Genomic DNA, 12,665 nt, shown 5'->3' on the forward strand with positions numbered 1-12,665 from the left:
TGGAAGACTAGCGGCAATTCTTCGTTTATGTCTGCTGCCCACCGAGTTGTCATGCCCGCACTAGAGCATCCCCTGATCGACCAGTTCCTCGATGCCCTGTGGCTGGAAAAAGGCCTGGCCGACAACACCCGCGAGTCGTATCGCAGCGACCTGGCCTTGTTCAACGGTTGGTTGCACGAGCGCGCCATCCAGTTACCCGATGCCGGGCGCGACCTGATTCTCGATCACCTGGCCTGGCGCCTGGAGCAGGGCTACAAGCCTCGCTCCACGGCGCGTTTTCTCTCCGGGGTGCGCGGCTTCTACCGTTATTTGCTGCGCGAGAAGCTGATTGCTGTCGACCCCACCCTGCAGGTCGAAATGCCGCAGCTGGGGCGGCCTTTGCCCAAGTCGTTGTCCGAGGCCGATGTCGAGGCCCTGCTGCAAGCGCCAGACCTGGGCGAACCAATCGGCCAGCGCGACCGCGCCATGCTTGAGGTGCTGTATGCCTGTGGCCTGCGGGTGACCGAACTGGTGAGCCTGACCCTGGATCAGGTCAACCTGCGCCAGGGCGTGCTGCGGGTGATGGGCAAGGGCAGCAAGGAACGCCTGGTGCCGATGGGCGAGGAGGCCGTGGTGTGGCTGGAACGCTACCTGCGCGACGGGCGCAACGACATGCTCGGCGGGCGCCCCAGCGATGTGCTGTTTCCCAGCCAGCGCGGCGAGCAGATGACCCGCCAGACCTTCTGGCACCGGATCAAGCACCAGGCCCAGGTGGCCGGTATCGATAAAAGCCTGTCGCCGCATACCTTGCGCCACGCCTTCGCCACCCATCTGCTCAATCACGGTGCCGACTTGCGGGTGGTGCAGATGCTGCTGGGCCATAGCGACCTCTCGACCACGCAGATCTACACCCATGTGGCCCGGGCGCGGCTACAGGAACTGCACGCAAAACATCACCCGCGTGGCTGATTGTGCTTGCGTCGCCGGGGGCGCTTGGCGCGGACATGATGTGGTAGGCTTGACCGGTTTGCATCGAGGCCCGCGCGAACGCCGTTTTTTCAGGACGCGTGTTCCATTTCGGCCCCTTGCCCGCCTTCAGGAGTTCCCATGCGCGTGACCCAGTTTATCGCCACCGCCGCCCTGGCGTTGGTCAGCACTTTTGCCGCCGCTGCCGACACCGCCGAGCAGACCATCCGCAAGACCTTGCAATCGCTTGAGCTGGGTGTTCCGGTCGCCAGTGTTGCCTCAAGCCCGTTGAACGGCCTGTACGAAGTCAAACTCGAAGGCGGCCGTGTACTGTACGCAAGCGCCGACGGCCAGTTCGTGGTGCAGGGCTATCTGTTCCAGATCCAGGACGGCAAGCCGGTCAACCTGACTGAAAAAGCCGAGCGTCAGGCCATCGCCAAGAGCATCAACGCTATTCCAGCTGCCGAGATGGTGGTTTATCCTGCCAAGGGCGAAACCAAATCGCACATCACCGTGTTTACCGACACAACCTGCCCGTACTGCCACAAGCTGCACGCCGAAGTTCCTGAGCTCAACCGTCGCGGTATCGAAGTGCGCTACGTAGCCTTCCCGCGCCAGGGCCTCGGCTCCCCGGGCGATGAACAGTTGCAAGCCGTCTGGTGCTCCAGCGACCGCAAGGCCGCCCTGGACAAAATGATCGACGGCAAGGAAATCAAGGCTGCCAAGTGCGCCAACCCGGTCAGCAAGCAATTCCAGTTGGGCCAGTCGATTGGTGTCAACGGTACCCCGGCCATCGTCCTTGAGGACGGCCAGGTGATCCCGGGTTATCAACCGGCGCCACAAGTGGCCAAGCTGGCACTGGCCGGCAATAAATAATTCAACAAGCCAGCCGTCACCATGGGGAGACGGCTGTTTTCACGAACGGCCGAGCGTCGTTCGTTCAATGGGGAGTTCACAGTGAAACCGGTCAAAGTAGGCATCTGTGGGTTGGGGACCGTCGGTGGCGGTACCTTCAATGTACTTCAGCGTAACGCCGAGGAGATCGCCCGCCGTGCCGGGCGTGGTATCGAAGTGGCACAGATTGCCATGCGTTCGCCAAACCCGAATTGCCAGATTACCGGTACCCCCATTACCGCTGATGTATTCGAGGTCGCAACGAACCCGGAAATCGATATTGTCATCGAGCTGATCGGCGGCTACACCATCGCCCGCGAGCTGGTGCTCAAGGCCATCGAGAACGGCAAGCACGTGGTCACCGCCAACAAGGCGCTGATTGCCGTGCACGGTAACGAGATTTTCGCCAAGGCCCGCGAGAAGGGCGTCATCGTCGCCTTCGAAGCGGCCGTGGCTGGCGGCATCCCGGTGATCAAGGCCATCCGCGAAGGCCTGTCGGCCAACCGCATCAACTGGGTGGCTGGCATCATCAACGGTACCGGCAACTTCATCCTCACCGAGATGCGTGAAAAAGGCCGTGCCTTCCCCGACGTGCTGGCTGAAGCCCAGGCGCTGGGTTATGCCGAAGCCGATCCGACCTTCGACGTCGAAGGTATCGATGCCGCGCACAAGCTGACCATCCTGGCGTCCATCGCCTTTGGTATTCCGCTGCAGTTCGACAAGGCCTACACCGAGGGCATCACCCAGTTGACCACCGCCGACGTGAACTACGCCGAAGCGCTGGGCTACCGCATCAAGCACCTGGGCGTGGCCCGCAGCACCGCCAACGGCATCGAGCTGCGCGTCCACCCGACGCTGATCCCGGCCGACCGCCTGATCGCCAATGTCAACGGTGTGATGAACGCGGTCATGGTCAACGGCGATGCGGCAGGCTCCACCCTGTTCTACGGTGCCGGCGCCGGTATGGAACCGACCGCTTCCTCGGTGGTTGCCGACCTGGTGGACGTGGTTCGCGCCATGACTTCCGATCCGGAGAACCGCGTGCCGCACCTGGCCTTCCAGCCAGACTCGCTGTCGGCTCACCCGATCCTGCCGATCGACGCCTGCGAAACCGCCTACTACCTGCGCATCCAGGCCAAGGATCACCCAGGCGTGCTGGCCCAGGTGGCGAGCATCCTCTCGGAGCGTGGCATCAACATCGAGTCGATCATGCAGAAAGAGGTCGAAGAGCAAGACGGCCTGGTACCGATGATCCTGCTGACTCACCGCGTGGTCGAGCAGCGCATGAACGATGCCATCACCGCCCTGGAAGCCCTGCAGGATGTGGTCGGCAACGTGGTGCGTATCCGCGTCGAACAACTGAATTGACAATAGCTGCAAGTGGCAAGCGGCAAGCTGCAAGTCAAAGCCGGATCGCGGTGACTTGTAGCGTGTAGCTTGTAGCTTGTAGCTCAAACCGAAGGTTTGTACCCATGCGATATATCAGTACTCGTGGCCAGGCTCCGGCCCTGAATTTCGAAGATGTCCTGCTGGCGGGTCTCGCCAGCGACGGCGGTCTGTACGTGCCGGAAAACCTGCCGCGCTTCACCCAGGAAGAGATCGCTTCCTGGGCCGGCCTGCCGTATCACGAGCTGGCTTTCCGAGTGATGCGTCCGTTCGTCACCGGCAGCATTGCCGATGCCGATTTCAAGAAGATTCTCGAAGAAACCTACGGCGAGTTCGCCCACGCTGCGGTCGCGCCGCTGCGTCAGCTGAACAGCAACGAATGGGTGCTGGAGCTGTTCCACGGCCCGACCCTGGCGTTCAAGGACTTTGCCCTGCAACTGCTCGGCCGCTTGCTCGATCACGTGCTGGCCAAGCGTGGCGAGCGCGTGGTGATCATCGGCGCCACCAGCGGTGACACCGGTTCGGCTGCCATCGAAGGCTGCCGCCGTTGCGACAACGTCGACATCTTCATCCTGCACCCGCACCAGCGTGTGTCGGAAGTTCAGCGCCGCCAGATGACCACCATCTTCGGCGAGAACATCCACAACATCGCCATCGAAGGCAACTTCGACGACTGCCAGGAAATGGTCAAGGCCAGCTTTGCCGACCAGGGCTTCCTCAAGGGCACTCGCCTGGTAGCAGTCAACTCGATCAACTGGGCGCGGATCATGGCCCAGATCGTCTACTACTTCCACGCGGCCCTGCAGCTGGGCGGCCCGGCGCGTTCGGTGGCCTTCTCGGTACCGACCGGCAACTTCGGCGACATCTTCGCCGGTTACCTTGCGCGCAACATGGGCCTGCCGATCAGCCAGTTGATCGTTGCCACCAACCGCAACGACATCCTGCACCGCTTCATGAGCGGCAACCAGTACGTCAAGGAAACCCTGCACGCGACCCTGTCGCCGTCGATGGACATCATGGTGTCGTCGAACTTCGAGCGCCTGCTGTTCGACCTGCACGGTCGCAACGGCGCAGCCATCGCCGGGCTGATGGACAACTTCAAGCAGGGCGGCGGCTTCAGCGTCGACCAGGACCGCTGGACCGAAGCGCGCAAACTGTTCGATTCGCTGGCCGTCGATGACGCGCAAACCTGCGAGACCATCGCCGAAGTCTTCGCCCAGACCGGCGAAGTGCTCGACCCGCACACCGCCATCGGCGTCAAGGCCGCGCGCGAATGCCGTCGCAGCCTCGACACGCCCATGGTGGTGCTGGGTACCGCCCACCCGGTCAAGTTCCCGGAAGCGGTGGAAAAAGCCGGCGTCGGCAAGGCCCTGGAGCTGCCTGCTCACCTGAGCGACCTGTTCGCCCGGGAAGAGAAGTGCACGGTCCTGGCCAACGACCTCAAGGCCGTACAAGCCTTCGTCAGCCAGCACGGCAATCGCGGCAAGCCGCTGTAATTGCCCGATAGGCCCGCGAAAAAGCCCGTCTCAGACGGGCTTTTTCGTTTCTACACTGGCCTTGGCCAGCCGCTACGGATCAGGAGTGTCAATGAGCACAGGACGTCATGCAGTGGGGCTCATTCTGGGCTGCCTGCTGTGGCTATGCACGGGCAGCTGGGCCCAGGCCGCACAGAGCTTGCCCTTTACCCTGGTGCCGCCATTCACCGAACTTGAGCCGATGCAGCTGACCCCGGCGCAGCAGCAATGGCTGGGCCCTGCCCGAACCTTGCGGGTGGGTATTTCCTTTGCCGATTACGAGCCGGTGGACATCACCATCGACCGCAACCGCTACCAGGGTATCAGCGCCGACTACCTGAGCCTGGTTGCCCGGCGCCTGGGGGTAAAAACGCAAGTGCTGGCCTTCGCCCGGCGCGAGGAGGCTATCCAGGCCCTGCACAACGGTGTGATCGATGTACTGACCAGCGCCAATGGCTTCGAGCGTAGCGTGGCGGGCCTGGCCTTCACCGAGGACTACATCCCTGACCGCTCCATGGTGGTGGTGCGCGGCGGTGCATCCATGCCACCGGCCTCGTTGGCCGGGATGAAGATCGTCTTGCTCGACGGCTATGCCGATACCCGAGTGATGCATCACGTCTATCCCGACAGCCAGGTGATTCTTGCACCCACGCTCAGCAGCGCCCTGGAGGCGCTCAACCAGGGTGAAGTCGACGCCTTCATCGGCAACGAGATCATCGTGCGGGCCTATAACGCGCTGCGTCCGTTTCTGGGGCTGCAAGTGGTCGGCCCCAGTGCCTTGCCGCCGATAGGATTCGCGTTTGCCGTGCGCGCTGAGGATCAGCCGTTGAAGGCGATGCTCAACCAGGCACTGGCCAGTCTCGATGCGCCGGTACGGCGCGAAATCCTCGGACGCTGGACCTCGGGGCTGGGCTCGGATGTGGCCCACCAGCGTGTCGAGCTGACGGTTCAGGAGCGTGACTGGATCGCGCGGCACCCGACGGTCACCGTGGTGGGCAGCCAGTATCCACCCTACCTGTTTCGTAATCGCCAGGGCGCCTGGGTGGGCCTTAACAGCGATGTACTGGCAACCGTTGCGCAGTTGACCGGGCTGCAGTTCGTGTACGCGCCATCCTCGTCGATTGCCCAGAGCCTGGACCTGCTCAGGAGCGGCGCCGCCGACATGAGCACCACCTTGAGCGAAACCCCGGAGCGACGCGCATTCCTGGACTTCACCCATTCCCTGGGAGGGCAGAGCTGGGTGTTCATCGTGCGGCAGTCGCACCTGGGGCTGGCGTCGCTGGGCGACTTGGCCGGGCAGACGCTGGCGCTCCCTGCCCAGCACGCGCTGGAAAGCAGTATCCGCGAGGAATACCCCGATGTTCGCCTGCTGTTGGTGGACTCCCTGGAGCAGGCGCGCGAGAAAGTGCGCAGTGGCGAGGCCGTGGCGACCATCGACAGTGAAGTCGGGGCCTACAGCATTGTGGGCAATGACCCGGTTTTGAAGGTCGGGCGCGGGGTTGATGGCAAGTGGGCGCCAGACCGGTTTTCGGTACGCCGCAGCGCGCCGGAGCTTGAGAGCATCCTCAACAAGTCCCTGGAAGCTTTCCCGGTCGCCGAGCTGCGCGCCATGCGCATGAAGTGGCTGGGCGCACTGGCCCCACCGGCACCGGCCTGGCAACGCATCGCACCCTGGGTGTACTGGGCCGTGGCCGCAGCGCTGCTGTTTGCGCTGGTGTCGCTGATCTGGAGCAGCCGGCTGCGTGTGCAGATCAGGCAGCGCGAGCGGGCCGAAGAGGCGCTCAACGACCAGGTGGCGTTCAAGCGCGCCTTGCTCGATGGCATCCCCAATCCGATCTATGTCAGGGACCTGGAAGGGCGCTTGATCAGCTGCAACAAGAGCTACGAACAGGTTTTCTCGTTGCACCTGGCGGACGTCAAAGGGCGTCGCCTGACCGATATCGACGTGATTCCGCCGGACCTGGCTGTTCAACTGCATGAGGACTATCTGAACCTGCTGCAAGATCCCAAGCCGGTGTTTGCCGACCGCCGCATCGAACATCACGGGCAACGCATCGATGCCTATCAGTGGACCGTGCCGTTCTACCGTGCCGACGGCCAGTTGCAGGGGCTGCTCGGCGGCTGGATCGACATTACCGAGCGCAAGCAGCTGGAAGCAGACCTGGTGGAGGCCCGTCAGCAGGCCGAGCAGGCCAACCAGGCGAAAAGTGCGTTTCTGGCGACCATGAGCCATGAGATACGCACGCCGATGGCGGTGATTATCGGTTTGCTGGAGCTTGAGCGCGAAACCGCACTGGCCACCGGTGCCGCGCCTTCGCCGGGGCTTGAGACCGCTCATCAGTCGGCCAGCGAGCTGATCGCGCTGATCGGCGACAGCCTGGACCTTGCACGGATCGAGGCCGGTAGCCTGCAACTGGCGCCGCAGGCCACGGCGTTGCGGCCGTTTGTGGAACGTGTCGTCGCGCTGTTCCGCGCACAGGCCCAGGCACAAGGGCTGGACCTGCAACTACAGATGACGGACGAGGCCCAGGGGACGTACTGGTTTGATCCGTTGCGCCTGCGCCAGGTGTTGGTGAATGTGCTGGGCAATGCGTTGAAGTTCACCCATGAAGGTCACGTCACCTTGCAGGTCACACGAACCGGCGAGCTGCTGCCGCAAGGCGTCGGCGTGTGCCTGAGCGTGCGCGACACCGGTATTGGCATCAGTGAGCAGCAGCAGACCGAGCTGTTCAGCCCGTTTGCCCAGGCCAGCGCGCAGTCTGCTGCGCAGTACGGCGGTTCTGGCCTGGGCTTGAGTATCTGCCGACAGTTGGTGGAACTGATGGGTGGCACGATCACCTTGCATAGCGCGCCCGGGGAGGGGACCGAAGTCAGGGTCATGCTGTTCCTTGAGCCCGTTGCCGAGGTGCAGAACACACCGGTAGCGGCGCCGGTTCAACGTCGGGCAGGGCCGGCGCGCAGGATATTGATCGTCGACGACCTTTCTGCCAGCCGCATGGTTATCAGCCAGCAGCTTGAGTTTCTCGGTCATCAGGTGTTGGCCGTCGACTCCGGCCAGGCCGCCCTGGATGCCTGGCAGGCCGAACGCTTCGACTTGGTGCTGAGCGATTGCAACATGCCCGTAATGAGTGGCTGCACATTGGCTCGCACCCTACGGCAACGGGAGGCGCAGCTGAAGCGACCGGCCATTGCGATCGTCGGCTGCACGGCCAACGCGATGAAAGATGAACGCGCACGTTGCCTGGAGGCCGGCATGGATGAGCTGCTGGTCAAGCCCGTCTCGCTCGATCGCTTGTCGGCGCTGATCGAAACGCTGGCACCGCCTTGCAGCTTCCGGATCGAGGCACTGCAGCAGATGACCCAGGCCAACAACGCGGTGATGCTGCGCATGCTTGAAGAGCTGCGCAAGAACCTGCGTGACGAGCAAGGACACCTCCGCGAGGCGGTGGCGGACCTGGAATGGGAACGTATCAGGGCATCGCTGCACCGGCTCGAAGGGGTTGCCTGCCTGATCGACGCGCTGGCGTTGGCCCGTGCCTGCGCCGAACTGGGGCAAGCCACCCATGGGCAGCAGGCTGAAGCCACGCAGCAAGCCTGGTCGACACTGGAACGCGTGCTACAGCAGTTGCAGGTCGATGTGGAGGTTGAGCTGTCTAGGAATCGACTAGTGCTTTAGGACTTATCTGATAGGTCGCCGGGCACGCCTTCACTACAGTCGCACCGTGCTATCGCACATGTCGGCTACCGCGGGGAAGGGTTCATGCGATCTTTGAAAGTCTTGATTCTGGAGGACCATCCATTCCAAATGATGGCCCTGCACCAGATGCTCAATGCCATTGGTGTATTCGATGTGCTGACGGCCGAGTCGGTGGAAGATGCCGCCCGGGCACTGGAACGTCGTGGTCCGGTCGACATCGCCATCTGTGACTTGCAACTCGAGGGCGCCGATGGCTTGGCGATGATCCGGCACCTGGCGGACAACAAGCTGGCCTGCGCAGTGATCATTCACAGCAGCGCCGAACAATGCGTGATTGATGGCGTCGGTGACGTGGCTCGGCAATTGGGTCTGGAGGTACTGGGATGCTTCCAGAAAATGGCCAGCAATGTGGTGCTGCATCAGGTGCTAACGCGCTATGTGGAACATGGCAGCGCTTCCCCCAAGGTGCCCCCGGTGCCGCAGTATTCCGAGTTGCAGGCGTTGTCGGCGACTGAACTGGCCCGCAGCCAGAATCAATGGATCGCGCATTTTCAACCCAAGGTCAGTTTCGACGGCCAGTTGGTCGGCGTCGAAGCCTTGGCCCGCTGGCATCACCCCACCCTGGGGGTACTTTCACCGGCCCAGTTCTTTCCAGCCATCGAGCGGGCCGATCTGCTCGACACCTTGAGCCTGCATGTGCTGGAGCAGGCCCTGGCGCTCAGCGCCCGACACCGTGCACGCACTGGCCAGGCAATGCCGGTGGCGGTAAACATCGCCCCGCAGCTGCTGGCACGGGAAGACTTCGGTGTCTTGGTAACCGTCGCGCTGGAACACCATGGCGTGCCGGCCAGCGCATTGACCCTGGAAATTGTCGAGACCCACGGCTGTGCGCTGGATTGCCAGCAGCTCGAAGAGCTGCTGCACCTGCGCATTCTCGGTTGCCACCTGTCCATTGATGATTTTGGTACCGGCGTTTCCAACCTTCAGCGCTTGCTGGAGCTACCGTTCAGCGAGTTGAAACTCCCCAGCGAATTTGTCCGCGGCATGGCCCAGGACGGCAAGAAGGCCGCCGTGGTGGCCGGTGCACTGATGATGGCCCGGCGCATGGAACTGAGTGTGGTGGTCGAAGGGGTGGAGACGGTCGATGACCTACTGGCGATCAAGGCGCTGGGGCGTCCGGTCATGCAAGGCTACTTCTTTGCCCGACCGATGCCGGAGGCCGAGCTTGAGCAATGGATCAATGATCGCAACCGTGCCGGCACGCCCCTGAGCGCCCCGGCCCAGCCAGCAGGTCAGCTCAAGCCCTGTGCCTGAAGGTAGAGAAACAACGCCGCGTCGTTGGCCACGCCCAGCTTGCGCATGGCATTGACCTTCTGCGTGCTGACGGTTTTTTTACTGCGATTGAGCAGGGCGGCAATCTCGTTCACGGTGTGGCCGGCGGCGAGCAGGCGGGAGACTTCCAGCTCCTTGGGTGACAGGGCCAGCGAGGCGCCGAGGCGGTCGCCGCGCCAGACGCCTTCCTGCAACAGCAACTGCTCGACCGACGTTGCCAGGTAGGTCCTGCCGCGCGGTATGCCTCGAATGGCCTGAGGCAGTTCCTGGGCGAGGCTTGCCTTGCTCAGCAGGCCCTTGACCCCGAGGTCGAGCATGGCGCGAAACAGTCCGGCATTGTTGAGCATGGTCACCACCAGGATCGGCAGCTGTGGAAAATGCCGGCGAATCTGCTCCAACAGCTTCAAGCCATCGTTCTGCTGATCGACCGGCATCATGAAGTCAGTCACCAACAAATCGCACTCCCTACGCTGCAGGTGCTCAATCAGTTGCTGGGGGCTGCCGGCTTCGGCAACCACGTGCACGCCAGGTATCTGCTCCAGAACAGCCCGCAAGCCAATGCGAAAGATCGGATGATCGTCCGCAAGGATGATGCGTAGTTCACGGGTGGGGGATGTACTCAATGCTGGCTCCGCTCGATGTTCATTGCCAAGTGAAGCACTGCTGCGCAGTCAGGTCACGCCTGATGTGCGGATGCGCCCCTTGTCGGAGGCTCAACTGGGAAGGCTCAAGGCTGTTCGTTGAAAAACTGCTGGCTGTCCTGCAGATAGTGCTCGCGCAGGTCAGGGTCCAGCCACTGGGCATAGAGCTTGGGCAGGACGGTACGGCGAATAGGCTGCAGGAGTTGATCGATATGGGTGATGGCTTCTCGCCCCAGCGGCGTATCGGAGCATCCCACATGGATGAACTGGTAGGGCGCCGCGCCCTTGAGCGGATAGAACCGGTAGTCATCTGTCGGCCAGCCTTGTTGCGCAAGCATGTAGCGCACCTCGGGCCAATAGCCGAGCAATAGCTGCAGGCGTCCGCGCTGTTGCATTTGCAGCAGGTTGGTGGCCGCATCATTGCCGTAATGGCGACTGACGGTGTTGCTTGGCAACGTCTTGAGCAGGGCATCGACCGGGGGGCTGTAGCTGCGCTCGGCGACGACACCCAGCTTGAGTGAGGTGCTGGTGAGCACTGCTTGCAGGTCTACGCGCTGATCCTTGATGAAGGGCGCCAATAGCGCCTGGTCTTGCCGGCGAACCACCAGGCCGCTGCTGAGCATGCCCAGGCTAGGCAGGGAGTAGTGAACAAAGCGTGCACGGTCGGCCGTCCAGAGCAGGGTTGGGTCGCAGGTGAAGCTAGGCTCCTGGAGCATCTGTATACCGCGTGCACGATTGACCCGAACGATGCTGTGATCATATTCGGGCATGTTCTCGATCAGCATGGGCAGCAGGAGGTCGATGACGCCCTGGCCTTTGCGCTCGCCTTCATAAATCGTCAGCGGGGGCAGGTCGCGCAGTAGCCATATCAGCCGTTCCTTGGCCCAGGCAGCACCCGGAAGGCCACTGCCCAGCAGGATGCACAGCAGCGTCGCCAGCAAGGTGCGGTGCCTGCACTTGATCATTTGCGAGTCTCCGCCGTCGAGCCGGGAACAGGGTAGAACACGGTGGCCTAAACAGCCCCTTGCTCACGCAAACGCGCGATATCCGGGGCGTCGTAGCCCAGCTCGCCAAGCAGTTGCTCGGTGTGGGCGCCAAGCTCCGGACCCACCCACTCGCTGGAGCCTGGCGTCTGCGACAGCTTGGGCACGATGCCCGGCATCTTGAATGGCTTGCCGTCCGGCAGCTTGGCCTGCAGGAACATTTCGCGGGCAAGAAACTGCGGGTCGCTGAACATGTCTTCGGCGCTGAAGATACGGCTGACCGGCACCTGGGCGTCATTGAGCACTTGCATCACGTCATCCAGCGGCAGGGTGCGGGCCCAGCGGTCGATCACCCCGTACAACTCGTCGCGGCGCCCGTCGCGGCCGTCGTTGCTGGCCAACTGCGGATCGTCCGCCAAGTCCTGGCGGCCAATGGCCTGCATGAAACGCTTGAAGATTGCATCGCCGTTGGCGCCGATCTGCACGTGCTTGCCATCGGCACTGGTATGGATCGAAGAGGGCGTGATCCCGGGCATGATGTTGCCGGTGCGCTCGCGGATGAACCCGAACACATCGAACTCCGGCACCATGCTTTCCATCATGGCGAAGATCGCCTCGTACAGGGCCACATCCACCACCTGGCCTTCACCACCGTTGACCTCGCGATGACGCAAGGCCATCAACGCACCGATCACGCCCCAGAGCGCTGCAATTGAATCACCGATGGAAATGCCCGTGCGTACCGGCGGCCGATCCTCGAAACCGGTGATGTAGCGCAGCCCGCCCATGGACTCGCCGACGGCACCAAAACCTGGCTGATCCTTCATCGGCCCGGTCTGGCCGAAACCGGACAGGCGTACCATCACCAGCTTCGGGTTCAGCGCGTGCAGGGTCTCCCAACCCAGGCCGAGCTTTTCCAGCACGCCGGGGCGAAAGTTCTCGATCAGGATGTCGGCGTCGGCCAACAGCTTCTTGAGGATCTCGATCCCTTCGGGGTGCTTGAGGTTGAGCGTCAACGATTGCTTGTTACGGGCCTGGACAAACCACCACAGCGACGTGCCCTCATAGAGCTTGCGCCATTTTCGCAACGGATCGCCGCCGTCGGGGGACTCGATCTTGATCACTTGGGCACCGAATTCGGCACAGATTCGCGAGGCGAACGGGCCGGCGATCAGGGTGCCGAGTTCGATGACTTTGAGGCCGGCGAGAGGTTTGCTGGGCGTAGACATGGGGCATCCGTGGCGGCAGGACAGAGCCCCCGTTTTTATCATAC

9 protein-coding genes are annotated in these 12,665 nt (G+C 62.7%); 6 read left to right on the top strand and 3 right to left on the bottom strand.

From position 1 onward, the window contains the following. The first annotated feature begins 51 nt into the window (after positions 1-51). From xerD to U9R80_RS05690, 6 genes are all read left to right on the top strand, one after another. Positions 52-948 carry a site-specific tyrosine recombinase XerD gene (xerD, locus tag U9R80_RS05665; protein WP_301837295.1) on the top strand — a complete coding sequence of 299 codons (897 nt, stop codon included), beginning with the start codon at positions 52-54 and terminating at the stop codon, positions 946-948. Between the two features lie 138 nt (positions 949-1,086). Next, positions 1,087-1,821, top strand: coding sequence for a bifunctional protein-disulfide isomerase/oxidoreductase DsbC (gene dsbC / locus U9R80_RS05670; protein ID WP_301837294.1), 735 nt, complete (start codon positions 1,087-1,089; stop codon positions 1,819-1,821). 81 nt (positions 1,822-1,902) lie between these two features. Next, positions 1,903-3,207, top strand: a complete 1,305-nt coding sequence (locus tag U9R80_RS05675; RefSeq protein ID WP_301837293.1) for a homoserine dehydrogenase — start codon at positions 1,903-1,905, stop codon at positions 3,205-3,207. A 104-nt stretch (positions 3,208-3,311) separates the two neighbouring features. Beyond that, the gene (thrC, locus tag U9R80_RS05680; protein ID WP_301837292.1) at positions 3,312-4,721 is read left to right on the top strand and encodes a threonine synthase; all 1,410 of its coding nucleotides are present in this window, start codon (positions 3,312-3,314) and stop codon (positions 4,719-4,721) included. A gap of 91 nt (positions 4,722-4,812) precedes the next feature. After that, on the top strand, positions 4,813-8,415 hold the full coding sequence (locus U9R80_RS05685; RefSeq protein WP_301837291.1) for an ATP-binding protein: 3,603 nt from the start codon (positions 4,813-4,815) through the stop codon (positions 8,413-8,415). A gap of 84 nt (positions 8,416-8,499) precedes the next feature. Further along, positions 8,500-9,750, top strand: a complete 1,251-nt coding sequence (locus U9R80_RS05690) for an EAL domain-containing response regulator (protein WP_301837290.1) — start codon at positions 8,500-8,502, stop codon at positions 9,748-9,750. Here the strand turns inward: U9R80_RS05690 and U9R80_RS05695 are convergent. The 3 genes from U9R80_RS05695 to U9R80_RS05705 form a co-directional block, all read right to left on the bottom strand. After that, positions 9,729-10,391 carry a response regulator transcription factor gene (locus U9R80_RS05695; RefSeq protein WP_301837289.1) on the bottom strand — a complete coding sequence of 221 codons (663 nt, stop codon included), beginning with the start codon at positions 10,389-10,391 and terminating at the stop codon, positions 9,729-9,731. The genes U9R80_RS05690 and U9R80_RS05695 overlap by 22 nt on opposite strands. 104 nt (positions 10,392-10,495) lie before the next feature. After that, the gene (locus U9R80_RS05700) at positions 10,496-11,374 is read right to left on the bottom strand and encodes a TIGR02285 family protein (RefSeq protein WP_301837288.1); all 879 of its coding nucleotides are present in this window, start codon (positions 11,372-11,374) and stop codon (positions 10,496-10,498) included. A 47-nt stretch (positions 11,375-11,421) separates the two neighbouring features. Next, the gene (locus U9R80_RS05705) at positions 11,422-12,621 is read right to left on the bottom strand and encodes a CaiB/BaiF CoA transferase family protein (RefSeq protein ID WP_301837287.1); all 1,200 of its coding nucleotides are present in this window, start codon (positions 12,619-12,621) and stop codon (positions 11,422-11,424) included. Positions 12,622-12,665: the final 44 nt, after the last annotated feature.

It is taken from the genome of Pseudomonas sp. JQ170C (genome assembly GCF_035581345.1).
Taxonomy (GTDB): Bacteria; Pseudomonadota; Gammaproteobacteria; order Pseudomonadales; family Pseudomonadaceae; genus Aquipseudomonas.